The following is a 16129-nucleotide window of genomic DNA, read 5'->3' on the forward strand; positions in this document are numbered from 1 at the left end:
GCCACCCGGTCGGCTCACGGTGTGCGGTGAGGGAGGACGCGCCGCGCTGAGGGAGGACGCAGCGGGGGACGCCGGACCGCCGCCCCCGCGAGTTGCCCGTAACTGTCCAGTAACCCCTATGGCGCCGCCTCGTTGTCCGGTCACGTCCGCCGGATCCCCGAGGAGCGCCATGAACCCGTCGTCCCGCCGTCTGCTCGGGGTGGTGTCCGGCGCCGTGGTCGCCGGCGCCCTCCTCGCCGCCCCCGCGCAGGCGGACCCCGCTCCCCCGCCCGCGCCGGTCCAGGACTTCCTGGCCGACCAGCTCGCCGGCCTGGGCGCGGCCGTCCCGACGACGGTCCTGGTCCACGGCACCGACGTCGCCGCAGCACGCGCCGCCGTCGCCGCGACCGGCATGCGCACCGTCACGGAGTACGAGCGCATCGGCGTGGTCGTCGCCTCGGGCACCGCCGATCAGGTCGAGGCCGCCCGCAGCCGGCCCGGCGTCACCTACCTCGAGGGCAACGCCCCCATCGAGTTCGCCCAGGAGACCTCCAACCTCGCCACCCGCGGCGCCGAGGCCGCCGCCACGCTCACCGGCGCGGACGGCTCGCCGCTCGACGGGCGCGGGGTCTCGGTCGCGGTCATCGACTCCGGCGTCGACCCGAACCACCCCTACTTCCGCCGGCCCGACGGCGGCAGCGCGGTGGTCGCCAACCTCAAGAGCGTCTGCCTCGTCGAGACCGCTGCGGGCCCCGACTGCGTCGTCCGCGTCCCCTCGGTGGTGGACACCGACACCCTCTCCGTCGGCGGCCACGGCACGCACGTGAGCGGCATCGTCGTCGGCCGGCCCACGACGCTGGCCGACGGCGGGCAGGTCCAGGGCGCCGCACCCGGGGCGAGCCTGGTCTCCATCTCGACCGGTGCGGTCCTGCTCATCGTCGGCGCGGACTCCGCGCTGAACTGGGTCCTGGAGAACCACGAGGCCCCGTGCGGTGACGGCGTCCCCGCCGACGTCTGCCCGCCGATCAAGGTGACGAACAACAGCTACGGCCCCTCCGGCGGAGGGGAGTTCGACCCGAACTCCGCCACGGTCAAGCTGCAGCGCGCGCTGGCCGCCGAGGGTGTGGTCACGGTGTGGGCGGCCGGCAACGACGGGGGCGACGGGTCGGCGTCGCTCACCAACCCGCCCGGGCAGGACCCGACGGGCGGCATCCTGTCGGTCGCCTCGTACTCCGACCAGGACACCGGCACCCGGGACGGCGTGGTCAGCGACTACTCCTCGCGCGGCGCGGCGGCCGACCCCTCGACCTGGCCGGACCTCTCCGCCCCGGGCGAGGGCATCACGTCGGCCTGCCGTCCCTACCTGCCGATCTGCGCGACCGGGCTGGACTTCCGCAACGGCCCGGGCCGGCTCGACGTCGGCACGTTCAACACCATCAGCGGGACGTCGATGGCCGCGCCGCACGTCGCCGGCATCGTCGCCCAGCTCTTCCAGGCCGACCCGGCCGCAACCCCGGCGGAGATCGAGGCCGCGCTCAAGGGCACCGCGTACCGGTTCGCCGACGGCGCCGCCTACGAGACCGTCGGCGGCTACGTGACGTCCTTCGACAAGGGCGCCGGCCTGGTCGACGTCGTCGCCGCCACGGAGGCGCTCACCGCCGGCTGACCCCCGGCGGCGGCGCGATGATCAGGTGAGGTGATCGTGGCGCGTCCTCCCTCACGGCCGGCGGTGAGGGAGGACACCGCGCGGTGAGGAGGACACCGCGTCGCGGGGGGCGATCCGCCGGAAGGGCGTCCGGGCGCGCCCGTGCGGGGTTCCACGTGGAACAGGCGTGAGGTGCGCCACGATCGGCCCCGCGCGGGTGACCCCGGCCTGCGGGGGCGCGCCCGCAGGAGTTAGATCGTTGTGCATGTGCGGCCTCTGCGGCGAGATCACGTTCGACGGGACCACGGCCGACACGACCGCGGTAGCCCGCATGGTCGAGGCCCTGGTCCCCCGCGGCCCGGACGGGCAGGGATCCTGGAGCAACGGGCGGGTGGCCTTCGGGCACCGCCGCCTCTCCGTCATCGACCTGTCCACCTGTGGGTCCCAGCCCATGGTCGACAACGAGCTGGGGCTGACCGCGGTCTTCAACGGCTGCATCTACGACTACCAGGAGCTGCGGGCCGAGCTCGAGGGCCACGGATACCACTTCTTCTCCCACAGCGACACCGAGGTGATCCTCAAGGGCTACCACCACTGGGGCACCGACGTCGTCTCGCACCTGCACGGCATGTTCGCCTTCGTCATCGCCGAGCGGGACACCGGCCGCGTCGTCATGGCGCGCGACCGGCTGGGCATCAAGCCGCTCTACCTCTCCGAGACCCCGGGTCGGCGGCTGCGGTTCGCCTCCACGCTGCCGGCGCTGCTGCGCGCCGGTGACGTCGACACCTCCATCGACCCGTTCGCGCTGCACCACTACCTGACCTGGCACGCCGTCGTCCCTGCCCCGCGGACCATCCTCAACGGCGTCCGCAAGCTCCCCCCGGCCACCGTCCGCGTCATCGAGGCCGACGGCACGAGCACCGAGCACCGGTACTGGGAGGCGCGGTACGAGCGCCGGGCCGAGCACGTGGGCTGGTCGGCCCGCGACTGGGAGGACGCGATCGAGGACGCGCTGCGCGTCGCCGTGCGCCGCCGGCTGGTCGCCGACACCCCGGTCGGCGTGCTCCTCTCCGGCGGCCTCGACTCCAGCCTCATCGTCGGCCTGCTGGCGCAGGAGGGGCAGACCGGCCTGGCCACCTACTCGATCGGCTTCGAGTCCGTCGGCGGCCGCGAGGGCGACGAGTTCGCCTACTCCGACGTCATCGCCGAGCGCTTCGCCACCGACCACCACCGCATCCGCGTCGGCTCCGACGAGCTCGCCGGCGCGCTCGGGCACGCGATCGGCGCCATGGCCGAGCCGATGGTGAGCCACGACGTCGTCGCCTTCGATCTCCTCAGCGAGCGGGTGAGCCAGACGATCAAGGTGGTGCAGTCCGGGCAGGGTGCCGACGAGGTCTTCGCCGGCTACCACTGGTACCCGCCGCTGGCGGGCGTCGGCCGCGAGGAGGCGGTGCGCACCTACGCCCGGGCCTTCTTCGACCGCGACCACGAGCAGATGCGGTCGGTCGTCTCCGACCGGTACGCGCTCGCCGAGGACCCGAGCCTGGCCTTCGTCCGCGCCCACATGTCCGCCCCCCGTGCCGAGACGGCCGTCGACGCCGCGCTGCGCCTGGACAGCGAGGTCATGCTCGTCGACGACCCGGTCAAGCGGGTGGACAACATGTCCATGGCCTGGGGCCTGGAGGCCCGGGTGCCCTTCCTCGACCACGACCTGGTGGAGCTGGCGGCGATGTGCCCGCCGGAGCTGAAGCTCGCCGACGGCGGCAAGGGCGTCCTCAAGGCGATCGGGCGGCGGATCATCCCGCCGGAGGTCATCGACCGCCCCAAGGGCTACTTCCCGGTGCCGGCGATCACCCACCTGCAGGGCAAGGTGCTCGACCTGGTCAAGGACGCCCTCTCCAGCGAGGCGGCCGCCGACCGCGGCCTGTACCGCCCGGAGTACGTCCGCGAGCTCCTCGCCGACCCCAACGGCGAGCTGACCCCGCTGCGGGGCAACAAGCTCTGGCAACTGGGCCTGCTGGAGCTCTGGTTGCAGACGAACGCGGTCTGAGGAGATGCCGATGGCACCCCGGCTCGCCGGTCACCGCCGTCGCACGGCGGTGGCCTCCACCCCGGCGATCACCAGCCGGTCGTGGAAGAAGCCGTCGGAGCACCAGGTGAAGGGCATGGCCTCCGACGTCGTCCTCGACCTCGGGTGGGGCCGGCTGGTGTTCGGGCAGACCTTCGCCGACCTGCGCGGCATCGTCCAGGCACTGCGGGCGGAGGAGACCGGCGAGCGGGACATCTGCATCTACCCCCGCGACCCGCACGTGCTGGTCGGCCTGGCGCCCGACGAGCTGTTCATCGACCCCAGCTACACCTACCGGCTGGACCTGCACCGGTACCGGCCGCGGCACGACCTCATCCGGGGCGTCTTCGTGCGCACGGTCACCTCCCGGGCGGAGATGGAGGCGATCAACGACATCTACGCCCTCAACGGGATGGTCGTCGGGGACGCCGACGTCATGTGGGACAACCACCGCACCCGGTGCTTCACCTACCTGGTCGCCGAGGACACCCGCACCGGGAAGATCGTCGGGACGGTGACCGGCGTCGACCACGGGCTGGCGTTCGACGACCCCGAGGGCGGGACGAGCCTCTGGTGCCTGGCCGTGCACAACCAGGACGCCCCGCCCGGCACCGGTGAGGCGCTGGTGCGGGTGCTCGCCGAGCGCTACGTCGGCCGCGGGCGCTCCTACCTGGACCTCTCGGTCATGCACGACAACGAGGGCGCCATCAGGCTGTACCGCAAGCTCGGCTTCGCCCGGGTCTCGGCGGTCTGCGTGAAGCGCAAGAACCCGATCAACACGCCGCTGTTCGCCCCCCGCCCGCCGGGCCTGGAACGGCTCAATCCCTACGCCCTCATCATCGCCGAGGAGGCGCTGCGCCGCGGGGTCCGCGTCGAGGTCACCGACCCCGAGTGGGGTGAGATGCGGCTGTCGCTGGGTGGCCGGTCGGTGCTCACCCGCGAGTCCCTCTCGGAGTTCACCAGCGCCGTGGCGATGAGCCGCTGCGACGACAAGCGGGTCACCCGCCGGATCATGGAGCGCGCGGGGGTGCGGGTGGCCCGCGGGGCGCTGGCCTGCGAGGGCGATCTCGGGGAGGCGACGGCGCTGCTGCGCGAGGTCGGGCAGGTGGTGGTGAAGCCGGCCCGGGGCGAGCAGGGGCGGGGCATCACCGTCGGCGTCTGCGACGAGGAGGGGCTGGCCCGCGCCGTCGACGTCGCGCTGCACTTCTGCCCCGACGTGCTGGTGGAGGAGCTGGTCCCCGGCCAGGACCTGCGTGTGGTGGTCATCGACCGGTCGGTCGTCGCCGCCGCGGTGCGGCGGCCGGCCGAGGTGGTCGGTGACGGCCGGAACTCCGTCACCGATCTGGTGCGCGCCACCAGCCGGCGCCGTGAGCGGGCCACCGGCGGCGAGTCCCGGATCCCGCTCGACGACACGACGAGCGAGGTGGTGGCCGAGGCCGGCTACGGCATGGACGACGTCCCGCCCAACGGCGAGCGGATCCAGGTGCGCCGGACCGCCAACCTGCACACCGGCGGCACGATCGAGGACGTCACCGACGAGCTGCACCCCGGGATCGCCGCCGCCGCCGTGCGCGCGGCCTCGGCGCTCGACATCCCGGTCACGGGCATCGACTTCCTCGTGCCGGACGTGGCCGGTCCCGACTACGTCTTCATCGAGGCCAACGAGCGCCCCGGGCTGGCCAACCACGAACCCCGGCCCACTGCCGAGCGCTTCGTCGACCTGCTCTTCCCCGAGACCCGCCGCCGCTCCTGACCCGGGTCAGCGGCGACGCAGGCGCCGCGTGGCGAGGGCCAGGGCGGGCCCGGCGTCCCGCCGGTCCCAGACGCTCTCGACCGCGCCCGGGAACCAGCGCAGCACCGAGAGGGCGTCGGTGAGCGCGCCGCCGCGGCGTTCGGCCGCGGCCCGGCGCAGGTCCCCCGCCGTCCACAGGTAGCGCACGCCCGTGCTCCCGTCGGGCAGCTCCGGCAGGGGCAGGCCGAGCGCCTGGCGGGCCCAGGCGTCCGGGAGGTTGGGGCCGGCGGCGGTGGAGAGGGCCAAGGAGCCGAAGAACCGGCCGTTGAGGTCGATGAGCCGCAGGGTGCCCTGGTCGTCCCGCAGGAACTGCAGCTGCACGAGCCCCGACCAGCCCAGGTCCGTGAGCAGCCGGGTGGCGGCGGCGGCGAGCGCCTCGTCGACCGGCACGGTGACGGCGCGGCTGGTCACCCCGCTCGGCGTGGGCCACAGCCGCAGTGCGCGCTGCTGCACCCGGCCGTGCAGCCGGCCCTCGTGCAGCAGCCCGACGAGCGCCTCCATCTCCCCGTCGACCGGCTCCTGCAGGAGCGCCTCGAACCCCGCGTCCTCGAGCAGCGCCACCCGGGACCGCGCGCGTCCGGCGTCGGGGTAGCGGCGGGCCTCGATGCGCAGCTCCTGGCGCAGCCCCGGCTGCCAGTGGGCGCGGCACTTCACGACGACGGGCCCGGACCAGGTGGCGAGCGCCTCGGCGGTCGCCACCTCGGTGCGTGGGACCGGCACACCTGCGTCGGCGGCGCGCTGCGCGAGCCCGGCCTTGTCCAGGGCGGCGAGGGCGACGTCCGCGGGCGGGTGGACCACGACGGCCGGGATCGCCTCCGCGCAGACGGCGAGCGCGGCCATCCAGTCGTCCCCGCTGCCGAAGACGACGTCGTAGCCGCCGCCCGCGACGGCGTCGCGCACCGCCCGGACGAAGTCGTCGAGGTGACCCCGTGGCCGGGGGACGGGGTGGCTCCGCCGGCAGGACCGGGACGCGTTGACCATGCCGCCGGCGTCGGGCGTCCCGACCCCCACCTGCCAGCCGGCCCGGTCCAGGGCGCGAACGGCCGCGAGGGCTCCGCGGTCACGGCTCGAGGTGAGCACGAGCGCGCGACCGGGAGAAGGCATCGAGCAACCTTATGGCGTGCGGGAGCACTTTCGGGACGGGGTGGTGCGCGAATCCCTGGACGGGTGGCTCCGCCGCGGTTCAGCCGGCCGGGCGGCGCGCCAGGCGCCGGGCCAGGCCGCGCAGGTCGGCCAGCTCCGGCCCGCGGAGGGCGGCCAGGACGGCGGCGTAGACGACGCCGCCCACCGTCGTCCCGACGGCGATCTGGGCCGCAGCGGTCAGCGTGCCGGTCGCTGCGCTCCCCCACCACGAGAGCACCACGGCCGCGGCCAGCCCGCCGGTGGTCGCCGCGGCGGCGGCGCGCGCCGTCGTGGCCACCAGCGCCCGCGGGGTGACGGCGGCGTGCCGGCGCGCCAGCAGCGCCACCGCGAGCACCGCGGCCAGGACCAGCGAGAGGCTGGTCGAGCCCGCGAGGCCGGGGATGCCGTAGGTGACGCCCAGGGTGAGGTCGCCGACGACGTTGACGACCATCGCGGCGACGGCGACCAGCGTCGGTGTGCGGCTGTCCCCGACCGCCAGGCTGGCCCGGGAGGTGGTGGAGCGCAACGCGATGCCGAGGACCGCGGCGGCCGAGAAGGCGACCGCGGTGGCGGTAGCGGTCACCGCGGCCTCGTCGAAGTCCCCCCGCCCGTAGAGGAATTGCACGATCGGGCGGGCCAGGACGACCAGTGCGGCCACCACGGGGAGCAGCAGGGCGACGAGCATCCGCGACGTGCGGTCCACCAGCGCGCGCAGGTCGGCCCGGTGCTCGGGCGCGCCGACGGCGCTGAACGCCGGGTAGAGCGCGGCCACCACCGTCACCACGAGCAGCGCGTCGACGAGGTGGATCACGCGGAACCCGAGGCTCAGCGCGGTGATCACCCCTTCGCCCTGCGCCGAGCCCACGGCCCGGTCGACGAGCGTGTTGACGTTGAGGACCGCGCTCCCGACCAGGAGCGGCGGGGTCAGCCGCAGCACCTCGCGGACGTCGGGGTCGCGCAGCGCCAGCCGGGGCCGCAGCCGCATGCCGGCGGCCCGCACGGCGGGGAACTGGACCAGCATGCGGACGGCGGACCCGACGACGAAGCCCACGGCCAGCGCCTCGATGCCGAACCGCGCGCCGGCCCAGAGCGCGGCGCCGATCATCACGAGGTTGAACGGGACGCCCTGCAGCCCGGAGGCGAAGAAGCGGCCGTGCGCCTGGCAGGCGGCCGCGAGGATGTCGGTGGCGGCGATGAAGAGCGCGGCGACGAGCACGATCCGGGTCAGGCGCACCGTGAGCGCCGCCGTCTCCTCGTCGAAGCCGGGGGCCAGGACCGCGACCACCTGCTCGGCGGCCAGGAACATCAGCACCGACCCGGCGACCAGCACCAGCGTGCCCAGGGTCAGCACCGTGCGCACGGTGCGGTCGGCCCGGGCGCCCTCGCCCGCGGCCACCGCGCGGCTGACCGGCGGGACCACCGCGCGGGCCAGCGCGGTCGCGACCAGCGCGAGCACCAGGTTCATGACGCCCTGGGCGACGAGGTAGGCGTCGAGCTCCGCGCCCGCGCCGAAGACGGCCGCGATCACGGCGTCCCGGACGAAGCCGAGGACCTGGCTGACCGCGGTGAGCGAGATCAGCAGCGTCGCCGCCCGGGCCACCCCGCCGCGCAACGGACCCCGCCGGGTGGCCGGAGGTGTCCCGTCTCGCGTCACGGGGTCCGATCATGACGGTCGCCGGTCACCCGCGGGGACCGCACCCGCCCGCGGCCCCGGTTCCGGCGCCAGGATCAGCTCACCTGATCATGGCGCGTCCTCCCTCACGGTGGGCGGTGGGGGAGGACGCCGCGCGGTGAGGGAGGACGGCGCTCAGAGGCCGAGCTCGGCCCGGATCTCCTCGCCGTGCTCCCCCGCCCGGGGCACCCGGCCGACCGCGCCTGGGGTGCGCGAGAACCGCGGGGCGACGTCGGGCTGCCGCACGCCGTCGACCTCCACGAACACCCCGCGCTCCACGTTGTGCCGGTCCTCCGTCGCCTCCACCAGCGACCAGACCGGCGCCACGCACGCGTCGGTGCCCTCGAAGACCGACCACCACTCGGCCCGGGAGCGGGAGGCGAACGCCTGCGTGAACCGCTCCCGCAACGCCGGCCACTGGCGCGGGTCCTCCCGCCGGGGCAACGTCTCGTCGCCGGTGAGCCCGAGCCCGTCGAGCAGCGCCGCGTAGAACTGCTCCTCCAGCGCGCCCACGGCGAGGAACTGCCCGTCGGCGCAGCGGTAGACGTCGTAGAACGGCGCACCGGTGTCCAGCAGGTTGCGGCCGCGGCGGTCGGTCCACACGCCGGCGTCGAGCATCCCGTGGATCATCGTGGTCAGGACGGCGGTGCCGTCGACGATGGCCGCGTCGACCACCTGCCCCTCCCCCGTGGCCCGGGCGCGGATCAGCGCCGCCAGGGCACCGAGGGCCAGGAACACCCCGCCGCCCCCGAAGTCGCCGAGCAGGTTCAGCGGCGGCGCCGGCACCTCGTCCGGGCGCCCGCTGGCGCCGAGGGCGCCGGTGAGCGCGATGTACCCGATGTCGTGGCCGGCGCTGTGCGCGAGCGGCCCGGTCTGCCCCCAGCCGGTCATCCGGCCGTAGACCAGCGTGGGGTTCTCCCCCAGCAGCTCGTCCGGCCCGAGCCCCAGCCGCTCCATCACCCCCGGCCGGAACCCCTCCAGCAGCACGTCGGCCCGGCGGACGAGGGCACGCACCACCTCCAGGTCGGCCGGGTCCTTGAGGTCCAGGGCGATCGAGCGCTTGCCGCGGTCGAGGAGGGAGGTCGCGCCGAGGGAGCCCAGGAGCCCGCCGCGGCCGCCCTTGCGGTCGATGCGCACCACGTCGGCACCCAGGTCGGCCAGGAGCATGCCGCAGAACGGACCCGGCCCCAGCCCGGCGAACTCGACGACCCGCACGCCCTCCAGCGGTCCCACGGCGGCCTCCCCTGCTGCGGGCCGCGCGCGTGCGACCCTCCCGTGGGCATGCTGCCCGACGCCGCCCGGAGGAGGAGAGCCAGGTCACATGGCCTACCTGCTGGCCGCGCTCGGCGGGGCGCTGGGCGCCCTCGGGCGCTGGGGCCTGGCCGAGGCGTTCCCCCGCTCCCCCGGGGACCTGCCCTGGGCCACCCTCGCCGTGAACCTGGCCGGCTGCCTGCTCCTCGGGGTGCTGACGGCGGTCCTCGTGGCGCGTGCACCGGAGAACCCCTGGGCCCGGCCGTTCCTGGGTGTGGGGGTGCTGGGCGGCTTCACCACGTACTCGGCCTTCGCGGTAGAGGTGGTGGGGCTGGTGGACGACGGGGCAACCGGCACCGCGGCCACCTACGTCCTGCTCTCGGTGCTCGGGGGCGTCGCCGCCGCCGCGGCCGGGACGTTCGCCGGTCGCGCCGTCGCCGGGGTGGCCCGGTGACGCCGTGGCTGGTGGTCGCGGGCGCCCTGGTGGGCGCGCCGCTGCGCCTGCTCGCCGAGCGGGTCGCCGTCGCCCGGCGGGGAACCGGCAGCGTGCTGGGCACCCTGACGGTCAACGTCGCGGGCAGCGCCGTGCTGGGCCTGCTCGTGGGGGCCGCGGGCGTGCCGGCGTGGGTGACGGCGTTCGTCGGCGTCGGCCTCTGCGGCACCCTCACCACGTTCTCGACGTTCGGCCTGGAGGTCGTCCGGCTCGTCGAGGGGCGCCACGCCGGCCGGGCCGCGGCCTACGTCGTCGGCACCGTGCTCCTGGGGCTGGCCGCGGCGGCCGGTGGGTACCTGCTCGGCCGGGTGGTCTGACGGGCCTCCCCCTGGATAGGGTCTGGGACGGTATGGCGGACAACGCGGAGCAGAAGGTCGGGGCGGACAGCCCCGTCGTCGTGGTCGCCAACCGGCTGCCGGTCGACCAGGTCACCGAGCCCGACGGCAGCACGCGGTGGCAGCGGAGCCCCGGTGGGCTGGTGACGGCGCTGGAGCCCTTCGTCGCCGGCCGCGGCGGGGCCTGGGTCGGCTGGTCCGGCTCCGCCGGTGAGGCGCCCGAGCCGTTCGAGTCCGGTGGCATGTCGCTGATCCCGGTCGAGCTCAGCGAGGACGAGGTCGATCGCTACTACGAGGGCATGTCGAACGCCTCGCTGTGGCCGCTCTACCACGACGTGGTGGAGAAGCCGGAGTACCACCGGCACTGGTGGGACACCTACGTGCAGGTCAACAAGCGGTTCGCCGAGCGCGCCGCCGCCGTGGCGGCCGAGGGCGCGATCGTCTGGGTGCACGACTACCAGCTGCAGCTCGTGCCGGCGATGCTGCGGCAGGCCCGGCCCGACCTCACCATCGGGTTCTTCCTGCACATCCCGTTCCCGCCCTACGAGCTGTTCACCCAGCTCCCCTGGCGCTCGGCGATCGTCGAGGGGCTGCTCGGCGCGGACCTGGTGGGCTTCCAGCGGCCGTCCGCCGCCGTGAACTTCGTCCAGCTCTCCCGGCGGCTGCACGACCTGCACTGCCGGCGCGACCAGATCGAGTACGACGGCCGGACCGTGGTCGCCAAGGCCTTCCCGATCTCGATCGACGTCCGGGCGTTCGACGAGCTGGCCTCCTCCCCCGAGGTCATCGCCCGGGCCGAGGAGATCCGGGCCGAGCTCGGCAACCCGGCCAAGATCATCCTGGGCGTGGACCGCCTGGACTACACCAAGGGCATCAGCGTCCGGCTCAACGCCTTCGAGGAGCTGCTCGAGGACGGCGCGGTCGAGGCGCCCGACACCGTGCTGGTGCAGGTGGCCACACCCAGCCGGGAGCGCGTCGAGCACTACGTGCACATGCGCGAGACGATCGAGCAGCAGGTCGGCCACATCAACGGCGTCTACGGGTCCATCGCGGGCCCCGCCGTCCACTACTTCAACCAGTCGATGCCACGCGAGGAGCTCGCCGCGCTGTACCGGGCCGCCGACGTCATGCTCGTGACGCCCTACCGCGACGGCATGAACCTGGTCGCCAAGGAGTACGTCGCCGCGCGTGGTGACCTCCGCGGGGCGTTGGTGCTGTCGGAGTTCGCCGGCGCCGCGGCCGAGCTGCGGCAGGCCTTCCTGGTCAACCCGCACGACATCGCCAGCGTCAAGAACCAGCTGGTGCGCGCCCTGCGCATCGAGCCGGAGGAGGCGGCCAAGCGGATGCGGACCATGCGCCGGCACCTCCGCCGCAACGACCTCGAGCACTGGGCCAACTCGTTCTTCGAGGCGCTCCGGGGCCAGGCGTGACCTCCCCCGGGCTCGACGAGGCGCTGGCGGCGTTCGCCGCGCGCCGCCCGCTGCTGGTGGCGAGCGACTACGACGGCGTCCTGGCTCCGCTCGTCGACGAGCCGTCCGCCGCGGCCCCCCAGCCCGGTGTGGCCGAGGTGCTGGCCCGGCTGGCCGCCGCCGACGGCGTCACGGTGGCGCTGGTCAGCGGCCGCGGGGTCGAGGACCTGCGCCGCACCAGCGGGCTGACCGGTGACTTCCGCTGGATCGGCAGCCACGGGGCGGAGTTCGACGGCCCGCTCGCCGGGGACGACGCCGGTCGCCGGGACGCGCTCGCCGCGCAGCTGCGGCCGCTGGTCGACGGCACGCCCGGGGCCCGGCTGGAGGTCAAGCCGGCCAGCGTCGCCGTCCACGTGCGGCAGGTGACCGACCGGGCCCGGGCCGCCGAACTGCTGGAGCAGGCCCGCCGGGCGGTGGATCCGTCACTGACGCTGAAGCCGGGCAAGGACGTCCTCGAGGTCGCCGTCACCGACGCGCACAAGGGCGCGGCGGTGCAGCGCCTCGTCGGCGAACTGGACGCCGCTGCCGCGCTCTACCTGGGTGACGACGTCACCGACGAGGACGCCTTCCGGGTGCTCGGACCCGAGGACCTCACGGTGAAGGTGGGCGAGGGCGAGACGGTGGCCCGCCACCGCGTGGCCGGGCCGGAGGCCGTGGTGGGCCTCCTCGGGGCACTCGCCGACCGGCTGGGCTGAACGCGCCGGCGCCGTGTCGCGCCGCCCGGCAGCACGACCGCACCGACCCCGGCGGTCACCGTGCGCAGCGGTGTCGACATTTTCCCGCCGCCGCACCACGAACTGCAGAAATGCGCGGGCGCGACCGATGGTGACGGATCCGGAATGTCGACGTGGCTCCATTCCCGGAGTGGTGACCGGGCGCCCGCATCACGATTACTGCAACAGCGTTTGAGATCACATCCGGCTCATGGGTGGAGTGACAACAATCAGCGAGCCGCCACACCGGCGACTCCTCTCCCCCCAGGACGGTCCCCGTGCACGCACCTGCTCCCTCCCCCGTCACCCGGCGGCGTGCCGGGTGGTTCGCCGATCGGCGCCTCGCCACCAAGTTCGGCATCCTGATCGCCGTCGTCGCCACCGCGTTCGCCGGGCTGCTGACCGCCGTGCTGGTCGGCAACGCGTCGGTGCGCGAGGCGAACACCGAGCTGGCCAACCTCAACGAGGCGCAGGAGCTGGTGCTGCAGCTGGACACCCGGGCCAGCGAGCTCAAGGTGGACGGCTTCAAGACGATCGTCCGGGACGACCCCGAGGCCCAGCTCGCCGAGCTCGCCGAGGACATCGCCACCCCCGAGGCCATGCTGGCCGAGCTGGCGACCATCCCGCTCACCGGCCCCGCCGCCGCTTCGGTGGCCGGTCTGGCCGACAGCTTCGGCGCCTACACCGACGCCATCACCGCCTGGGTGGAGCTCGCGGTCGCCGACCCGGCGACGATGCGGGGGCGCTGGGAGGAGATCCAGGCGGCGAACGACCTCTCCGACGGGGCCGTGAGCGAGGCCAAGGACGTGCTGGCCGCGGAGAGCGACGCCGCGCAGGTCCGCCTGGACGACGCCCTCGCGCAGGCCGCGACCGTCGCCGTCGTCGCGGCCGTCGTGGGCATCCTGCTCATCATCGGCCTCAGCGTGCTGACCATGCGCTCGGTGACCCGGCCGGTCGAGCGGGTCAAGCGGTCGCTGGAGGCCCTCGCCGAGGGGGACATGACCGTCGCCACGGACGTGGACTCGCTGGACGAGGTCGGCCAGATGGCGGCCGCGCTCGACACCGCCCGGACGAACCTGCGCGAGGTCCTCGCCTCGGTCGCCGACTCGGCCACCGCGGTCGCCGCCTCCTCGGAGGAGCTGAGCGCGTCGTCGGCGCAGATCTCCGCGTCGGCGGAGGAGACCTCCACCCAGTCCGGGGTCGTGGCGAGCGCCGCCGAGGAGGTCTCGCGCAGCGTGGAGACGGTGGCCGCGGGTGCCGAGCAGATGGGTGCCTCGATCCGGGAGATCTCGCAGAACGCGGCGGAGGCCTCCGAGGTCGCTGCCCGCGCCGTGACCGCCGCGGAGACGACGACGGCGACGGTGGCGAAGCTGGGGGAGTCCTCCGCGGAGATCGGCAACGTGGTGAAGGTGATCACGAGCATCGCCGAGCAGACGAACCTGCTGGCGCTGAACGCCACGATCGAGGCCGCCCGGGCCGGTGAGGCGGGCAAGGGCTTCGCGGTGGTGGCCAACGAGGTCAAGGAGCTGGCGCAGGAGACGGCGAAGGCGACCGAGGACATCGCCCGCCGGGTGCTGGCCATCCAGGGCGACACGACCGCGGCGGTCGCGGCGATCGAGGAGATCTCCCAGATCGTCGCGCAGATCTCCGACCGCCAGACCACCATCGCCTCGGCGGTGGAGGAGCAGACCGCGACGACCAGCGAGATGTCGCGGTCGGTGCAGGAGGCCGCCGGCGGTACCGGGGAGATCGCCGCGAACATCACCGGTGTCTCGACCGCCGCGGACTCCACCACCCAGGCGCTGACCCAGACCCGCATCGCGGTCGACGAGCTCTCGCAGATGGCCGCCGATCTGCGGACGACGGTGGGCCGCTTCACCTACTGACGCACACCGCACCTCGTGCCCGGGTGCTGCCCGACGTCCGTGACGTCGAGCAGCACCCGGGCCTTCGACTATTGCCGGGCGTCGAGCGCCGGCGCGGTCGAGGAGCAGTCGGCGACGACGAAGGAGAGGACTCGTCGCTGCAGGAATCCCCTTTCGCGCCGACGCACCTCGTCGTCGCGCCTCGTGATCGAGAGGACGAGCGGAATCGCATCGCCAGGAATGGCGTCGTGACCTCAAGTCGACACGGACAATGCGGTCGCCGATCTTTCTCCCGCGCGCTGTGCGACACGGATGACAATTCGCTCGGTCTCGATCCGCCGGACCCTAGTTTTCTGGCGTCAGAACGACGAGCGCACCGATTCGGCCGAGGACGTCCGGGGACGAGCGCCATTCACCACCGCCCCGGGAGAGAAATCATGTCCGCCGCCACCACCGCACCGGGCGCCGGGCGGGCCGGCTGGTTCGCCAGCCGACCCGTCGGGCTGAAGATCGGCGCGGCCATCGCCGTGCTGGTCATCGTCGCCGTCTCGATGACCGTCATAGCGGTCACGCGCATCGGCAACCTCAGCACGGCCGCCGACCGGATCAACGGGAACGTCGTCTCCCTCGCGGAGCTCGCCAACATCCAGCGGTCCTGGCAGGGCGACCGGTCGCGCTACAACACCTACCCGCTGGCGGACCCGCAGACCCGGCAGGCGCTGCGGGCGGACCTGGCCGAGCGCCGCGCCACGATCGACGGCCAGCTCGACTCCTACGCGGCCGTGACGGTGAACACCGAGGCCTTCGAGGAGTTCCGCGCCACCGTCGAGGACTACTACGCGATCGCCGACGCCCAGCTGCTGCCGGCGGCCGACGCCGGTGACATCGCGACCGCCACCCAGGTCATCACCGGCCCGCTGCAGGACCGTTCCGACGTCCTCATGGACCAGTACAACGGGATGCAGGAACGCCGGGTCCAGGCCGGGCAGGCGGACACCGACGAGGCGCAGTCCATCGCCGAGACGTCGGTCTTCGTCCTCTGGACCGCGCTCGCCATCGGCGTCCTGGTGGCGGGGGCGCTCGCGTCCTACGTCGTCCGGCAGATCGTCCGCACGGTTCGCTCGGTGCAGGCCTCCGTGGAGGCGCTGGCGGCCGGGGACCTGACCGTCCGCCCGGACATCACCTCCGGCGACGAGCTGGGCCGGATGGCGCAGGCGCTCGCCGCCGCCCAGGACAACCTGCGCGACGTCCTGGCCTCGGTGGCCGGCTCGGCGGATGCGGTGGCGGCGAGCTCGGAGGAGCTGAGCGCGAGCTCGGCGCAGATCTCGGCGGGTGCGGAGGAGACCGCGGCGCAGTCGGGTGTGGTGTCCGGTGCCGCGGAGGAGGTCTCCCGCAGCGTGCAGACGGTGGCCGCGGGTGCCGAGCAGATGGGTGCCTCGATCCGGGAGATCGCCAGCAACGCCGCGGAGGCCTCGGAGGTGGCGGCGCGTGCGGTGACGGCGGCGGAGACGACGACGGCGACGGTGGCGAAGCTGGGGGAGTCCTCCGCCGAGATCGGCAACGTGGTGAAGGTGATCACGAGCATCGCCGAGCAGACGAACCTGCTGGCGCTGAACGCCACGATCGAGGCCGCCCGGGCCGGTGAGGCGGGCAAGGGCTTCGCGGTGGTGGCCAACGAGGTCAAGGAGCTGGCGCAGGAGACGGCGAAGGCGACCGAGGACATCG

General features: G+C 74.2%; 12 protein-coding genes. 9 read left to right on the forward strand and 3 right to left on the reverse strand.

What is annotated here, in order from left to right:
• Positions 1 to 169: 169 nt before the first annotated feature.
• The 3 genes from ACI794_RS20215 (at position 170) to ngg (ending at position 5445) form a co-directional block, all read left to right on the forward strand.
• Complete coding sequence (locus ACI794_RS20215) at positions 170 to 1645, forward strand: S8 family serine peptidase (protein ID WP_456617219.1); 1476 nt, start codon at positions 170 to 172, stop codon at positions 1643 to 1645.
• 244 nt (positions 1646 to 1889) lie between these two features.
• Positions 1890 to 3674: an N-acetylglutaminylglutamine amidotransferase gene (locus ACI794_RS20220; RefSeq protein WP_456617220.1), complete on the forward strand. Its 1785-nt coding sequence runs from the start codon at positions 1890 to 1892 to the stop codon at positions 3672 to 3674.
• 10 nt (positions 3675 to 3684) lie between these two features.
• Positions 3685 to 5445: an N-acetylglutaminylglutamine synthetase gene (gene ngg / locus ACI794_RS20225; RefSeq protein WP_456604175.1), complete on the forward strand. Its 1761-nt coding sequence runs from the start codon at positions 3685 to 3687 to the stop codon at positions 5443 to 5445.
• Positions 5446 to 5451: 6 nt separating this feature from the next.
• Here the strand turns inward: ngg and ACI794_RS20230 are convergent, their stop codons facing one another.
• The 3 genes from ACI794_RS20230 to ACI794_RS20240 all read right to left on the reverse strand — a co-directional run bounded on the left by ACI794_RS20230 (position 5452) and on the right by ACI794_RS20240 (position 9511).
• Positions 5452 to 6588, reverse strand: coding sequence for an ATP-grasp domain-containing protein (locus ACI794_RS20230; protein ID WP_456617221.1), 1137 nt, complete (start codon positions 6586 to 6588; stop codon positions 5452 to 5454).
• A gap of 79 nt (positions 6589 to 6667) precedes the next feature.
• The gene (gene murJ, locus ACI794_RS20235) at positions 6668 to 8260 is read right to left on the reverse strand and encodes a murein biosynthesis integral membrane protein MurJ (RefSeq protein ID WP_456617222.1); all 1593 of its coding nucleotides are present in this window, start codon (positions 8258 to 8260) and stop codon (positions 6668 to 6670) included.
• Positions 8261 to 8413: 153 nt separating this feature from the next.
• Complete coding sequence (locus ACI794_RS20240; RefSeq protein ID WP_456617223.1) at positions 8414 to 9511, reverse strand: CaiB/BaiF CoA transferase family protein; 1098 nt, start codon at positions 9509 to 9511, stop codon at positions 8414 to 8416.
• 88 nt (positions 9512 to 9599) lie between these two features.
• On the opposite strand from ACI794_RS20240, the gene crcB reads away from it, so the two are divergent.
• The 6 genes from crcB to ACI794_RS20270 form a co-directional block, all read left to right on the forward strand.
• Entirely contained in the window at positions 9600 to 9983 is a 384-nt protein-coding gene (crcB, locus tag ACI794_RS20245) for a fluoride efflux transporter CrcB (RefSeq protein WP_456604179.1), read from the forward strand.
• On the forward strand, positions 9980 to 10339 hold the full coding sequence (locus ACI794_RS20250) for a fluoride efflux transporter FluC (protein WP_456604180.1): 360 nt from the start codon (positions 9980 to 9982) through the stop codon (positions 10337 to 10339). The genes crcB and ACI794_RS20250 overlap by 4 nt, the downstream gene beginning before the upstream one ends.
• A 32-nt stretch (positions 10340 to 10371) precedes the next feature.
• Positions 10372 to 11787 carry an alpha,alpha-trehalose-phosphate synthase (UDP-forming) gene (locus ACI794_RS20255; protein ID WP_456617224.1) on the forward strand — a complete coding sequence of 472 codons (1416 nt, stop codon included), beginning with the start codon at positions 10372 to 10374 and terminating at the stop codon, positions 11785 to 11787.
• Complete coding sequence (otsB, locus tag ACI794_RS20260) at positions 11784 to 12521, forward strand: trehalose-phosphatase (RefSeq protein WP_456604182.1); 738 nt, start codon at positions 11784 to 11786, stop codon at positions 12519 to 12521. The genes ACI794_RS20255 and otsB overlap by 4 nt, the downstream gene beginning before the upstream one ends.
• Positions 12522 to 12817: 296 nt before the next feature.
• On the forward strand, positions 12818 to 14425 hold the full coding sequence (locus tag ACI794_RS20265; protein ID WP_456617225.1) for a methyl-accepting chemotaxis protein: 1608 nt from the start codon (positions 12818 to 12820) through the stop codon (positions 14423 to 14425).
• Between the two features lie 416 nt (positions 14426 to 14841).
• Positions 14842 to 16129, forward strand: a 1288-nt coding sequence (locus ACI794_RS20270; protein ID WP_456617226.1) for a methyl-accepting chemotaxis protein, incomplete at its 3' end; no start/stop codon positions are given.

It is taken from the genome of Blastococcus sp. SYSU DS0541 (assembly GCF_054050875.1).